The sequence below is a fragment of the Pseudoalteromonas sp. Scap25 genome (genome assembly GCF_013394125.1).
Classification (GTDB): Bacteria; Pseudomonadota; Gammaproteobacteria; order Enterobacterales; family Alteromonadaceae; genus Pseudoalteromonas.
In genome coordinates this window covers 1,264,569-1,277,851 of sequence record NZ_CP041327.1, presented here as the reverse complement: position 1 = coordinate 1,277,851, position 13,283 = coordinate 1,264,569, and the positions used below count along the sequence as shown (strand labels likewise).

Annotated in this window: 13 protein-coding genes and 1 tRNA gene; 6 read left to right on the top strand and 8 right to left on the bottom strand. The window is 38.6% G+C overall.

Annotated elements, in window-relative coordinates:
* The first annotated feature begins 104 nt into the window (after window positions 1–104).
* Window positions 105–181 (top strand) — tRNA-Pro (locus FLM54_RS05895).
* 271 nt (window positions 182–452) lie between these two features.
* Here the strand turns inward: FLM54_RS05895 and FLM54_RS05890 are convergent.
* Window positions 453–1,622 carry a MerR family transcriptional regulator gene (locus FLM54_RS05890; protein WP_178955679.1) on the bottom strand — a complete coding sequence of 390 codons (1,170 nt, stop codon included), beginning with the start codon at window positions 1,620–1,622 and terminating at the stop codon, window positions 453–455.
* Between the two features lie 297 nt (window positions 1,623–1,919).
* On the opposite strand from FLM54_RS05890, the gene FLM54_RS05885 reads away from it, so the two are divergent.
* Genes FLM54_RS05885 through FLM54_RS05875 form a run of 3 tightly spaced genes read left to right on the top strand, consistent with a single transcriptional unit; the run spans window position 1,920 to window position 5,565 of the window.
* Window positions 1,920–3,401 carry a PAS domain-containing sensor histidine kinase gene (locus tag FLM54_RS05885; protein WP_138608866.1) on the top strand — a complete coding sequence of 494 codons (1,482 nt, stop codon included), beginning with the start codon at window positions 1,920–1,922 and terminating at the stop codon, window positions 3,399–3,401.
* Window positions 3,398–3,820: a response regulator gene (locus FLM54_RS05880; RefSeq protein ID WP_138608864.1), complete on the top strand. Its 423-nt coding sequence runs from the start codon at window positions 3,398–3,400 to the stop codon at window positions 3,818–3,820. The genes FLM54_RS05885 and FLM54_RS05880 overlap by 4 nt, the downstream gene beginning before the upstream one ends.
* Before the next feature lie 23 nt (window positions 3,821–3,843).
* Window positions 3,844–5,565 carry a GGDEF domain-containing response regulator gene (locus FLM54_RS05875; RefSeq protein ID WP_232735491.1) on the top strand — a complete coding sequence of 574 codons (1,722 nt, stop codon included), beginning with the start codon at window positions 3,844–3,846 and terminating at the stop codon, window positions 5,563–5,565.
* A gap of 17 nt (window positions 5,566–5,582) precedes the next feature.
* On the opposite strand, the gene FLM54_RS05870 is transcribed toward FLM54_RS05875, so the two are convergent.
* The 4 genes from FLM54_RS05870 to FLM54_RS05855 all read right to left on the bottom strand — a co-directional run bounded on the left by FLM54_RS05870 (window position 5,583) and on the right by FLM54_RS05855 (window position 7,799).
* Window positions 5,583–6,167: a methyltransferase gene (locus FLM54_RS05870; RefSeq protein ID WP_256872129.1), complete on the bottom strand. Its 585-nt coding sequence runs from the start codon at window positions 6,165–6,167 to the stop codon at window positions 5,583–5,585.
* 147 nt (window positions 6,168–6,314) lie between these two features.
* On the bottom strand, window positions 6,315–6,563 hold the full coding sequence (locus FLM54_RS05865) for a hypothetical protein (protein WP_008114111.1): 249 nt from the start codon (window positions 6,561–6,563) through the stop codon (window positions 6,315–6,317).
* Between the two features lie 91 nt (window positions 6,564–6,654).
* A complete protein-coding gene (locus FLM54_RS05860; protein WP_178955675.1) occupies window positions 6,655–7,206 on the bottom strand; it encodes a redoxin domain-containing protein in 552 nt (183 codons plus the stop codon).
* Window positions 7,207–7,217: 11 nt separating this feature from the next.
* A complete protein-coding gene (locus tag FLM54_RS05855; protein ID WP_178955673.1) occupies window positions 7,218–7,799 on the bottom strand; it encodes an NAD(P)H-dependent oxidoreductase in 582 nt (193 codons plus the stop codon).
* Window positions 7,800–7,920: 121 nt separating this feature from the next.
* Here FLM54_RS05855 and FLM54_RS05850 point away from each other — a divergent pair, with 121 nt between their 5' ends.
* The gene (locus FLM54_RS05850; RefSeq protein ID WP_010392830.1) at window positions 7,921–8,280 is read left to right on the top strand and encodes a winged helix-turn-helix transcriptional regulator; all 360 of its coding nucleotides are present in this window, start codon (window positions 7,921–7,923) and stop codon (window positions 8,278–8,280) included.
* A 39-nt stretch (window positions 8,281–8,319) separates the two neighbouring features.
* Here the strand turns inward: FLM54_RS05850 and FLM54_RS05845 are convergent, their stop codons facing one another.
* Window positions 8,320–9,813 carry an acetyl-CoA hydrolase/transferase family protein gene (locus FLM54_RS05845; RefSeq protein WP_178955672.1) on the bottom strand — a complete coding sequence of 498 codons (1,494 nt, stop codon included), beginning with the start codon at window positions 9,811–9,813 and terminating at the stop codon, window positions 8,320–8,322.
* A 387-nt stretch (window positions 9,814–10,200) separates the two neighbouring features.
* Here FLM54_RS05845 and FLM54_RS05840 point away from each other — a divergent pair, with 387 nt between their 5' ends.
* Window positions 10,201–10,797: a hypothetical protein gene (locus FLM54_RS05840; protein ID WP_054200650.1), complete on the top strand. Its 597-nt coding sequence runs from the start codon at window positions 10,201–10,203 to the stop codon at window positions 10,795–10,797.
* A 47-nt stretch (window positions 10,798–10,844) separates the two neighbouring features.
* Here FLM54_RS05840 and FLM54_RS05835 read toward each other — a convergent pair whose 3' ends face one another.
* The gene (locus FLM54_RS05835) at window positions 10,845–11,396 is read right to left on the bottom strand and encodes a flavodoxin family protein (RefSeq protein ID WP_178955670.1); all 552 of its coding nucleotides are present in this window, start codon (window positions 11,394–11,396) and stop codon (window positions 10,845–10,847) included.
* A 111-nt stretch (window positions 11,397–11,507) separates the two neighbouring features.
* Window positions 11,508–13,208, bottom strand: coding sequence for a cyanophycinase (locus FLM54_RS05830; RefSeq protein WP_178955668.1), 1,701 nt, complete (start codon window positions 13,206–13,208; stop codon window positions 11,508–11,510).
* Window positions 13,209–13,283 lie beyond the last annotated feature (75 nt).

Below are 13,283 nucleotides of genomic sequence, written 5' to 3'. Positions count from 1 at the left end.
TCTCCTGCGCAAGTCCTTAAAACTAAGCGCTTGCGCAATAAACATCCAAACAAACAAAAGCTTATTGATTTTTTTATAAATACACGTACTATTGCTATCAAAGTCGGTATGTGGCGCAGCTTGGTAGCGCACTGTCATGGGGTGGCAGGGGTCGAGAGTTCGAATCTCTCCATACCGACCATTTAAATCCTTTCATAATTCTATATTATTCAATAAAAACTGCTTTCCTTTCGTACTACCTAATTTAATAATAAAAAATATCGCACATTTATCGCACCGACTAATTTATTGACTGTTTTTCTGCTTTTTGATTTCCATGGTATTGAGATTATGTGACGCCACAGTTAAATACTTTTCAAATAATAATTAAAAACACCATTCAACCGGTTAATATGAATGGTGTTTAAGCTAAAGTTATTTATTCTATGGGTTAGCCCATGGTTATTGATTTCTTAAAGCCTTTTAGCAATAAAAAACTGATAACCAAATTCGCCTAAATGAGATTTATATAAATCTATTTCATTTTGAATATCAACCACAGCTTGTGACCCAGTCATTTTTGATGCAACATCTTGTAAGCGCAGTTCGAGTGGCTCGTAATAATTCTTCCAAGCTTGCACTGATACCGTAAATGTATGCTGAAGCTGGTAGCCAGCTTTTTCTATTTGTGATTTACGTGTATTAACTGTTTGTATATCTGGATAATCGCTCTTCCAATAATCAATAGCATCTTGACTTGGGCTGTCAGTTAACCAAACTAAATCGCTAAAAACCAAAGTACCATCGTCGGTGAGTAACGATTTCCATTTTTTTAGGGCGTTTTCTATACCCATTATATAAGCCGAGGCTTCAGCCCAAATAACGTCAAACTTTTTAGTGCCAAAGTTTAATTCTGTCATGCTGGTGCATTTAGTTGATACCCGCTCACTCAAGTTATGCTGCTTTATTTTATCTTCTACTTTATCAAGCGCACTTTGCTCATTGTCAGTCGCTATTATTTCTGCGTTCGATAACCTTTCGAGTAATATTGTTGAGTAACCCTTGCCACAGCCAATCTCTAAAATTCGTTTAGGATTGGTACTAAGTAAATGAAACGCTTTTTTCGTGTCCTCTTCACTATTAGGCCCCCAAGATTCTAGTGCTGCAAATACGCTCATAAAATCTTGCATATATTTGTCATGTTCGTTCATATCTTTTGATAACCACCTAATTCTTAGAGCTTGCTTTTCGTTAAACCCTTGAGTTTTTAACCAGTCAATATGCGCATCTGGAGCCACTTCGCTAAGCATTTCATGCCATGACTTGCTACTGTTTTCTCCTAACAGAGACGACAGCAAAGCCAATGACTTTTGTTTTCGTTTAATGTCTTCTTCTAATTCGTTATAACGAAACTTAAGAACAGACTTATCTAACTTACTATCGAGGCAAGACTTACATTCAGCCAAGCTCAGTCCACCACTTTTTAGGTGTTGAACTAAACGCACCTGCTGTAAAACTCTTTCGCTATATACTCGGTAGCCACTTTCTAACCTCTTACTAGAAATTAGCTTAAGCTTTTCGTAATAAAGTAAAGTGGTCCTCGATAAACCAACTAATGCACCTAGCTCAGAAATACGATACACATATGACTCCATACATTTTTAAATGCGATGTTAAATGTAAACTATAGAGTAATAGACAGGTCAAGTGTCAACCTAAACTCTTTGTGTTGGTGTGAAATGATTTTTATTAAAAGCTGAAAGAAACACGTCTTTTATACACCTCACTCTGAACAGTACGTTCATAATGACTCGCTAAAATACAAGAAGAAATTATTAAAATTAGCATTTAAACAATATGATCATCCTCTAGATTTGCTGTTCATTACTTGTTCGACTATTACTATACTATAGGAACTACATTTACTTGCGGGATGCTTGATGGACCTTAAAAAAGTAAATAAAAAATCTAATTCGCCAAGTGTAAATGTAAATATGGATGAAGCATTTTTAACTCAGCTAGTTAATTGTTTACCCATGGGGGCAATGATAGTTAATACTGATGCTCAGATCCTTTTTGCCAATAGTCAACTATCTGAAATACTGGGGTATGAGGATTCAGAACTCATAGGAATGAACATAGATAGTTTACTTCCAGCGCAATTTAAAGCGAACCATACCCATTTGATGAGTCAGTTTTTTGTTAACCCTCGAAAACGCTTAATGGGTGAAGGTCGTGAGTTATTTGCGAGTCAAAAAAATGGTAAGCAAATCCCAATCGAAATAGGCTTAAACCCAATACACGGACAACAAGAGTTAGTTTTAGCCACACTGGTTGATATATCGCAAAGGCTGCGCGCTAACAATATGTTTCAACGCTCTATTCAGGCTGCACCACATGGTGTGTTAATAGTAGACCAAGCGGGCATTATTCAAGCGGTTAATCAATCGTTATGTAAATCTTTTGGCTACAGTGAAATAGAATTACTCGATAAAAAAATGGAAATGCTATTACCGCAGCGCTATCAAGGGCACCATTCAGCACTTCGCCATTCATTTCATCGTGAACCCAGTGTCAGAAGTATGGGAGTAGGCAGAGATTTAACCGCCTTACACAAAGATGGAAAAGAATTCCCAGTTGAAGTGGGCCTGAGTCCTTTTATAAACACCAATGACGAAGACATGGTATTTGTGTCCTTGTTAGATATAACAGAACGAAAACGAATGGAAACCGAGCTAAAAGAAAATAACACTAGCCTGAAAGAATTTACCTATGTGGCCTCTCATGATTTACGCTCTCCATTGCGAGGCATTTCAAACTTAATTGAATGGGTAAAAGAAGATTTGGGCACTACCACGCCTGAAGTCGAATATAACTTAACGCGTATTGATGATCGTATTCACAAAATGGAGACGTTAATAGATAATTTATTGGCCTATGCAAGAGCTGGTAAAGCCAGCCTAGATACTCAAGTAATCGATATGCATAAATTAATTTATAACGTTACCGAACTGTTAGATTTACCAGTTGGAATGAAGATTCATAAAGACATTCAATTAAATACCATCGTGACTGCATGGACGCCACTTGAAACCGTGGTCCGTAATTTATTAAGTAACGCTATTAAACACCATGACAGTAAAGAAGGAACTATAGAGATTAGTTGTGTAGCAGAAAATACGCTTTGCCATATCACTGTGACTGATGATGGACCCGGTATACCACCAGAGGCTTACGAGCGTATTTTTAGTTTGTTTCAAACAACTTCCGATGATAAGTCGGTTTCAGGTATAGGGCTGTCTATTAGTCGGCGCCTTGCACAAGCCCATGGTGGGCGCATTTCAGTTAGTTCAAATGAACCGCACAAAGGGTCAACATTTCATGTTTGGTGGCCACGCTTTGCTAGGAAAGAGAATTTATGATCAAAAATCTATCCATACTACTTGTTGAGGACGACGATGTTGCCGCGGAAGCCGTTACAAGAAGCTTAAAAAAAGTTGATCCTAAAATTAAAATAATTTGGAAACAAAACGGAAAACTTGCGCTAGATGCGTTACGAGAAAAAGCGCAACAAAAAGAAATATCGGAGCCTTACTTGGTATTACTTGATTTAAATATGCCAGTGATGAATGGGTTTGAATTTTTAGACCATATTCGTAAAGATAAAAACTTAAACAATACCGTTGTATTTATACTAACGACCTCCAATGAGGATAACGATCGTACTCGCGCGTATCATAACAACGTAGCAGGTTATATGGTTAAACATGCAATTGGCCCGCAGTTTGCCAAATTAGCGATACTTATGGATGCTTATATACATGCCATTGAGCTTGAATAAGCTATTTTGCAAGAGATATGGATATGAGAACTTCAATAGATGATTTTGAAAGCTGCGACACTATTAACCTACTCATTGTTGATGACGATGCGGTTGATAGAGAACATATACGTCGTATGATATCTCGCTCTAACATACAGGCGAAAATTTCAGAAGCATCCTCTATTGAAAGCTCGATGTCTTATCTTGAACATGGGGAGTTTGATTGCGTCATAGTTGATTATCGATTAGGTATCGGCTCCGGGCTTACCCTGCTAGATAATATTAGAAAGTCTGTAAATAATCATTGCGCTGTGATTATGATCACGGGATTGGGAGATGAACAAATAGCAGCAGAAGCTATGCGGCTAGGAGCAAGCGATTATTTACTTAAAAACCAATTAAAAAGCGCTCAGTTGATACACTCTATATCTAGCTCTATTCAACGCGCAAGCTCAGAGAAAAAACTTCATGACATGGCACATTACGATAGCCTAACAGGCCTAGCAAGCCGCCCTATTTTAATCGATCAACTTCAACAAGCTATTACATCTCACCAAAAGCTCGCCGTTGCCTATTTAGATTTAGATAACTTTAAACCTATTAATGACAAATACGGTCACGAAATCGGAGATTTCGTGTTGAAAACCATTGCCCAAAGGCTACAAAACACATTACGCAAGGAAGATACACTAGCGCGTATTGGTGGAGATGAGTTTATCCTTTTATTAAGAGGGGCTGCGCACACAATACAAGAATATGAGATTCTGTTACAAGACGTGCTAATTGAGGTAAATGATCCGATAAAATTAGCAGAGTTTTCGTGCTCCGTTCAAATTTCAGTCAGCATCGGCGTTGCACTTCCCAGTGATGATGGCTTAACTTGTGATGACATTTTACGAAGAGCCGATCAAACTATGTACCAAGCAAAAAGATCAGGAACAAACCGGATTCTGTTTTTTGATCCAGAGGAAGAAAGCCTAAGGCATGCAAGACATGATTTGTTATTGGCTGCTGAAAAAGGCATTGCTCGTAAAGAGTTTATTCTACATTATCAACCAAAGGTAAATTTAATGGATCACCAGTTGATTGGCGTTGAAGCCTTAATACGCTGGAATCACCCTACTTTGGGTTTACTTTACCCTGGTCACTTTTCAGAGGCATTAGAGCACCCACACATTGGTATATTAATTGGTGAATGGGTACTTGCTGAAGCCTTAAAACAACATAAAATTTGGACTAGAAATCATCTTTCTATGAGTGTAAACATCTCTCCAGCTCATTTACTTAGTGAGGGCTTTGTTGAAAACCTCAGAGAGTTACTCATCAGCACTAATAATATAAAACCAAAAACCCTCGAATTAGAAATTTTAGAGAGCACCACCATTGGAAACGTTGAACAGGCAGTCGACGTTCTCAATGGCTGTCGAAATTTAGGGGTAAGTATTGCGTTAGACGACTTTGGTACAGGTTACGCCTCTTTGAGTTACTTAAAAAAATTACCTTTAGATACATTAAAAATAGATCAAAGCTTTGTTAAAAAGCTCCTATCAGACCATGAAGACAAGTCCATCGTTACCTGTATCGTGGCGCTAAGTAAAGCATTTGGGTTTAACCTAATAGCAGAGGGGATCGAGTCGCAAGAGCTCGAAAAAGTACTTATAGATATGGGTTGCTATCATGGGCAAGGCTATTATATTGCCAAACCAATGTCTGCAGATAACATGAACTTATGGATAAAAAATATGACATCAACTAAGCACTGAATCCAAATAATATCCCTCTATTTGGATTGCCAGTGGTATACATAAATAGGCGTTTGGTAAAAATCTTTAAGCTTGATAACGTTAGTTGGTTTACATGAAGGTAAAGCGAAGGTATTACTCACAATAGTGATTTTATTATTAACTTTTTCATGCTTTAACTTATCTTCAAGCGCTACCATACCACCAGGAAACAAGTAACATACCAAAGTAGACGCAGAACTAAGATCGGCATTTTTGAAGTCTTTACGATAGAGGGTAAGATTACCTAAACCCAAACTATATTTAAAAAGCACTGAAACCATCCAAGGAAACCACGATAACTCATAGCCAATAACATGTTTATTAGGATAATTTTTAGCAACCGCTATAACGAGCGTCCCCCAACCTGAACCCAAATCAATTAATGCGCCTTTTTCATCCATGCTTATTGCATTAAGCATAGTTTGGCGCGCTTTGCTTGAGCTCATCATCGGTGAAATTCCCGTTTTTAGCGTGCTCCAAACAATAGATAAAGCGATTAGAAGAACTAAAAAGAAAAGTCCGATAGCAATAAAGTCCATACTAACTAACACCTGATAACGGTTGAATATTGATGATTTCACCTGAGCTATTTCGCTTTTACATAATAAAACTAGTGAAACCATTACATAGCGTGCCATTTGTGTAAATTTATTTTATATTTAACACCTGTTTAAAATAAAACCACAAAAAAAGCGCCATTTGGCGCTTTTTAAATTAGTAGTAAGGTACTAGTGCTTACGCCCTACGCCGTTGCGCACCATGTCTTGTCCGCTTTGGAAGATCTCTTCGGTAATTTCACGTGCTAATAAAAGTTGTTGCTTGTCATCAAACACGGCTACAAAACGGCTGCCGTCAGCATTGTTAGTTGCCATACCCACGCCTGCTACGCCGGTTAAACCTAGGCCGCCGTTTTCAACTTGCAGTAAAAAACTTTCAAGTTCAGCGAGTGTATCGATTGCAGTTAGTTTGTTTTCCATTATGGTTACTCTGTGTTGCTCGCCATAGCGAGTCTGTAAATAATATGCAGTTATTTTACAGATCATAGTGGCAAACTTAAACCATCAAACATTAACCTTTATGCATTCCACGAATAGGGTAATTATTATCAGGGTTTTTAATCCAAGTTATACCTCGCAATAAAGTAGACAGATCTGGTCTTACAAATGGGTTATTTGAGATATCAACAACTTGTATTGTACCGTGTTCATTCACTACATACACAGCAGGCTCAGCAAATAAATGGTCTGTTTCTTGAGCGTTGCGAGGTTGAGAAACATACAGCCCTAACGCATTCATTTGTTCAGGCTTTAATTCAAACGCAATGGGATAACTCACTGATAACTTCTCTTTATGTGTTAACAACTGCGCTTCGCTGTCGGCCGATACAGCAATTAAAGAAACTCCAATGTCTTGTAATGACTGTTTAATTTCTTCTAACTGATTTAGATACTGCGTACACATAGGACAATGCTGGCCACGATACACAACCACCATTTGCCAAGCAGCGTCTTGCTGGACACGCCCTAACTCTACTTCGTTACTATTTAGTACAGGGCAATTAATCTTTGGGAAACGACTCCCCGGAAGAAGTTTATTTGTATACTGTGATGCATTAGTCATTGTGTTTCCTCTCAAAAGTGTGTACTTATATGTGCTTTAAAGCGCGCTAAGTCAGTATCTATATCGGCGTTTTTCATAACATCAAAACAAGCAATGGTAGGCATTGCTGTCATACCAAAAAACTTAAAGTTCATATGCATTGGGAACATTAAGTCGTCAACACTTTTACCATTAAAAAATTCTTCTAAATTGTTAAATGACTCCTCTGGTGCGTTAAATGTGAGTGACATCATATATTTAGTATCTTTAAGTGTGCCACCTGTGCCATAACCGCTTTTTGGGTCGTCCTGGTGACGACCATCGCCATTACACATGGCGCCACCCATACCGGCTGTATACACCTCGTCCATATATCTTTTAAACGAAAATGGCACGCCCATCCAGTTAATAGGTGATTGCAGTAAGACAACGTCAGCCCATTTATGAAGTGCTAATTGTGCCTCTACATCAATACTATCTGTCATAGTTACGGTTTTAACTTCATGGCCTTTTTCTATCAGTATCGATGATGCTACATCAACTAGGGTGGCATTTAATTTGCCCTCTGAAAAAGAATAATATTGGTGTGCATTTATAATGAGTACCTTGCTCATGTGATCTCTCCAAAAATAGTACAAAAATTGGTCTTTACTTTAATGTGGTATATAATAGTTACCTGAAGAATAGATTCAATTAGTATACTTTTAGTAACCACCCTATTTTAGAGGTTAAATTTTGGAAAGCTCTATAGAAACAGATAGTAAGGGAAGAAAAAAAGTTTTAAATGCCTGCTTAGAACCTTGTGCTATTGAAAAAGGAATGCGCTTAATTGGCGGGAAGTGGACAAGCTCTATTATTTATCACTTAAAAGATGAACCTGTTCGCTTTAATGATCTAACTCGAATGTTAGGTGGAGCGAGCAAAAAAATGATAGATCAACGTTTAAAAGAGTTAGAGGCCAATAAGATGGTTTTAAGGACGGTGATCAGCACTAGACCTATTGCTGTCACCTACGAGCTCACTGAGTTTGGGCGCTCTGCACTAGGAATTCTTCACGATCTTAGGGTTTGGTCTGAGTCTAATATTTTAGACTAATTACAAAATAAAAACCCCGCAGATGCGGGGTTTTATGTATTAACTTTGCTTCATTGTGCCTTGTTGCTCAAGGCGGGTATGCCAGCTGAATGCCTCTTCTAAAATATGAGGCGTATGACCGCCACGAACACATGCACGCTCGTAGTAGTCAAGCATGGCGTTGCGATAATCTGGGTGTACACAGTGCTTAATGACTTCAATTGCACGTTCGCGTGGCGCTAAACCGCGTAAATCAGCAAGGCCTTGCTCGGTTACTAAAATATCAACATCGTGCTCAGTATGATCAACATGGCTTACCATAGGCACAACACTTGAAATAGCGCCACCTTTGGCAATTGATTTAGTTACAAACACCGATACATGCGCATTACGTGCAAAGTCGCCTGAACCACCAATACCGTTCATCATTTTAGTACCACACACATGGGTTGAGTTAACGTTGCCATATATATCAAACTCAAGTGCAGTGTTAATTGCAATAATACCTAAACGACGCACAATTTCAGGGTGGTTCGACATTTCTTGTGGACGAAGTACTAGCTTATCACGATACTTTTCAAGGTTATTAAATACTTGTGAGTTACAACGCTCTGATAAAATAATTGAACACCCTGATGCAAAATTAAGTTTACCCGCATCAATTAAATCAAAGGTAGAATCTTGTAGTACCTCTGAATACATAGTGAGGTCTTTAAAATCAGAGTCTAATAAACCCATCATTACTGCGTTGGCAATGTTACCTATACCGGCTTGTAATGGGCCTAGGTTTTCAGGCATACGCTGTTGTGCTACTTCTTCTTTAAAAAAGTTCACTAAGTGACGTGCAATAGAGGCTGTATCTGCATCTGGGTCGGTAACGGTTGAAAATGAGTCACTTTGATTGGTAAATACAATACCCACAATTTTAGCCGGATCAATTGGAATTGCAGTACTACCAATGCGGTCATCTACTTTCACTAGCGGCACTGGCGTACGTGTAGGACGATAAGATGGAATATAAATGTCGTGCAGCCCTTCAAGCTCTGGCTGGTGTAACATATTAATTTCTACAATTACCTGTTTGGCAAAAATAGCAAAGCTGGCTGAATTGCCCACTGATGTTGTAGGTACTATGTGGCCTTCTTCAGTAATAGCTACGGCTTCAATGACCGCTACATCAGGCATAGTTAACTGATGATTACGTAGCTGTTCAACGGTTTCAGATAAATGCTGGTCAATAAACATGACCTCACCGTTGTTAATCGCTTTACGTAATGTGCTGTCTACTTGAAATGGCATACGACGCGCTAACGCACCTGATTCAGTTAGTAGCTTATCTAAGTCGTTTCCTAATGACGCGCCCGTCATTAAGTTAATTTTCATTGGGTTTTCACGCACTCGCTCTGCAAGCGCACGTGGTACAGCTTTCGCTTCACCGGCACGAGTAAAACCACTCATACCCACGGTCATACCGTCTTTAATAAATAAACTGGCCTGCTCTGCAGACATTACTTTGTTGTGTAAGTCGCTACGACGAATTCGTTCTAATTGCATTTGGAACCCCTTAAACCCCATTTTTATTTGGCGCTATTCTAAGTATTTCCTTATGCTTCGTAAGCTAGACCTAAGTCTCATTTACGCATTGTTGATATAAAAACATCGCGAAGCGTTTTAATTTTGTACACTTTATTACTTAACTTATTGGTGATAATAAGGTTAAAATACTAAAAAACGCATACAACTATTTAACTCACTGAGTTTAAAAACAAACAAAACCAATTAAAATCAACAGCTTAAAATTTCAATCAGGAAGGTTGAAATTTTTAATTGTATAAAAATTTAGCCGCGCTATGCGGAGCTTACAAAATAATAAACTGTTCATTCATTGGGCAGTAACCTTGTGAGGAATAGAATCCACAATTTAGGTATTAAGGAAAATACATGGATTTGTCTGACGAAGAAATTAACTTTTTATCTGGCTTATTTGAACCTAGTCAAAGTAGTGCATTAATCAATGAAACAAAGTTAACAGTACAAGCATCAATACCAGATGGTATTGCGCATTTACTTGGTCAAGCTAAATTAACCTTATTAGCAGAAGTAGCCCACTACCAACTATGGTTCCCACTTCAATTTAAAACCGATGAATTAGGCCATTTCAGTACTGTATTAGAAGCCCCCGAAGTAATTGACACTAAAGGTATTCAGCGCAGCTGGCGGTTGAGCGAATTAAATATCCAAAGCCAAGGTTTTTGCATTGAATCTATATCTAGCACAGGGATATTTTTAAAACCCACATCAGTACACAGTGAACTTGATGAGTTGCAGAATATGCAATTTATTTTACCCAACGAAGCGGCGATATCATTAGATATAGAACCGGTTAGGCAGAGTAAGTGTGGCATAGCAGCAAAAATTAAACACATTCACCATGGTAAAGAGCAGCTAAGAGCGTATTTATTTGAAGTTCATAAACGTCAATTTTCAAGCCTATACCAGCTAGAGCACAAACAACAAAAATTGGAATTATCAAACTAAAAAAGCCACACAATGTGGCTTTTTTAACTTATTTTATCGAGTGACTTTTACTTTAAGCGTTTGGCTATATCAGCTACACGTTCGCCGTATAAACGGGCCGTTTCTAAATCGCCTGATGGAATAGCAGATTCATCTGCATCAGTAGGTGATTGCACTAATACGCCAACTGAACCGCCTAAATTATTGATGTCTTGACGAGTTGATTCCAGTTTATTGGCCGGTGGTAACCCTAGGCTTACCCAAATTCCACCATGTTGCGAAGCCAATGTTTGCATACTAATTAGAGTGACTTGTTTATCGCCATTTAGGCTGCCGCTATTAGTAAACCCGCCAAATATTTTGTCTTTCCACCCCATGGTAAACCATACTTTAGAGGTAGCATCAACAAACTTTTTAAACTGCCAAGGATATGAGCCCATATAGGTAGGTGCACCAAAAATAATGGCGTCTGCATTGTTTAACGTATCCCAATCGGCGTCTTGTATATCGCCATTTTCATCAATAGCAATAAGTTGAGCGTTTGCTCCATCAGCTACAAATTCAGCCACTTTTTTGGTATGGCCATATCCCGAAAAATAAATAACCGCTACTTTACTCATGAACCTTCCTTTTGTTGTGATTTAATAAACACGCTTTAAATATAGTATGGCCGCTAAAGTTAAAATCAACTAAGCAGCGTGTTTAATTAAATTAGCTTGCGTGGCATTAAATTAAAAGGTACTCACTGCAATTTCTAAATTACTCACCGCACAGCCATACTGCGCAGCACTAATACGATGATATGCCGACTCAGGCGTGGTAGATAGGCTAATAATAAACTCACCTTGCTGACCAACAGCCGTTTGTTCTTGGCTAAGGCACATGGCTTGCGTTAAAGAGCGTAATTTGGCATCCATTAAAATACTGCCAAAACGCTGAACTGGTAAAGGCGGTATTTTAATTGCTGGTAATGCTTGGCTAATACTGCGCTGACTTAAGGTATAATCGTTATTTTTAATATCAATCACACTTCCCACAGGCCAATAAGAGTAACTATAGGTTTTAGTTTTAGCCTGAGCTTGCCCTGTTGATTTAACCATCACTACACCATTTTTACCAATTACGGTCATTAAATTGCCAGCTTCAGATTTAATCACCACTAAGGCTGTGGTTTCGTCTACACCAAAACCGAATGTCGGCTGATCTTGGTTTGCGCTTAAGTCGTCGAGCAAAGTGCCTAGTCTTAATGTACGGTTTCGCTCGCTAAAGTGTGTATCGAGTACACCGTAACTAAATGTGCCTAAACCCCCAAAGCGGTTGTAAGTTAAACTATCGCTGTTTGAGCGTTCACTTGGGGCATCAATGGCTTGTGCGCCTTCTTTCAATGCCGACAAGCTAGTGCCATTGGTGATCATCACCACATTCCCGGCGTGGGCTTGCCCACCACTTTGCACCGCGGTACCTGCACTTGTTCCAACAATAACAGGGCGAGACTGTAATGCTTTTGTCCAAGGGTAAGGCTGGTTATTTTCATCAAATAATACTTTTCGAGTTAGGCTTTGATCGCCACCATTAAACATCACACCGGTACTGTTTTTTATTAGCTCTACTAAAGCGTCGATGCCTTTTTTACACAATTGATATTCAGCTTGTGTGCGATCAGGGTAAATATGTTCGCGTTGATATAGCCCCATTTCGGAGTGCCTAAGCGTGGTTAAATCATCACACTTGTTGGTGGTTATTGCTTTAGCAAGCGCAGGGGTTAATGCAAGCCATTGCGAATTTACATTAGGGAAGCTTAGTAATCCTTCGTAAAAATCAGCAGATTCATAAGGGTCTCTGCTTGAGGCGGTAATGGCCAGTATACTCGGGTTGGAGTTATTAACTTTTAAACTACCCGATATAAACTGCAAAATCTCTGTCGCTGCCGATTCGCTATTAAGCGCAGTATTTACCCGCTCTTTTAGCCGTGTGTTGTCGCTTTTTATTTGAGCTACTTCAAGCATATCTATTACAAAATTGTATTCTTGATCCGATAAACTATTGAGCTGTTTGCTATCAATATCGCGCCACAACCATAACAGTTCTTTTTTCGATAATGTGGGCGATGACTTAGCCTGCATTGTTGCTAAATTTTTAATAGTGTTATTTTTAGCTTGGCTATTTTTACTGGGCCATTGTTGCTTTATTTGGCTAATTTTAGTGTGAGAGAGCGCAAATACATTATGCGTTTTACCCGAGATCTGAGTATTTTTTTCACAGTTTTTAGAGCTTAAACTGGCGCATGTTGTGAGAGCTCCCCCCACTAAAACAAGAGTTTGATTAGACTCTTTTGCGCCTAACTGTAGCGAAAAAGCAATTAAAATTGAGTAAAAAGCGGTTATTATTCGCGATTTAACTAACCGCTTGTTTGGTAAATTTATTCGTTCCATTATGTTACACTCATGTGAAAAATTATAAGAAATAACTTGCGAGAGCGTCTCTCACTTGCTATAAAAAAAAGGAAC

Coding starts and splice junctions, on each gene's coding strand:
- FLM54_RS05845 (WP_178955672.1), bottom strand. CDS start 9,813: ATGCAATTAGAACGAATTCGTCGTAGCGACTTACACAACAAAGTAATG.
- FLM54_RS05875 (WP_232735491.1), top strand. CDS start 3,844: ATGAGAACTTCAATAGATGATTTTGAAAGCTGCGACACTATTAACCTA.
- FLM54_RS05840 (WP_054200650.1), top strand. CDS start 10,201: ATGGATTTGTCTGACGAAGAAATTAACTTTTTATCTGGCTTATTTGAA.
- FLM54_RS05865 (WP_008114111.1), bottom strand. CDS start 6,563: ATGGAAAACAAACTAACTGCAATCGATACACTCGCTGAACTTGAAAGT.
- FLM54_RS05835 (WP_178955670.1), bottom strand. CDS start 11,396: ATGAGTAAAGTAGCGGTTATTTATTTTTCGGGATATGGCCATACCAAA.
- FLM54_RS05885 (WP_138608866.1), top strand. CDS start 1,920: ATGGACCTTAAAAAAGTAAATAAAAAATCTAATTCGCCAAGTGTAAAT.
- FLM54_RS05880 (WP_138608864.1), top strand. CDS start 3,398: ATGATCAAAAATCTATCCATACTACTTGTTGAGGACGACGATGTTGCC.
- FLM54_RS05830 (WP_178955668.1), bottom strand. CDS start 13,208: ATGGAACGAATAAATTTACCAAACAAGCGGTTAGTTAAATCGCGAATA.
- FLM54_RS05860 (WP_178955675.1), bottom strand. CDS start 7,206: ATGACTAATGCATCACAGTATACAAATAAACTTCTTCCGGGGAGTCGT.
- FLM54_RS05855 (WP_178955673.1), bottom strand. CDS start 7,799: ATGAGCAAGGTACTCATTATAAATGCACACCAATATTATTCTTTTTCA.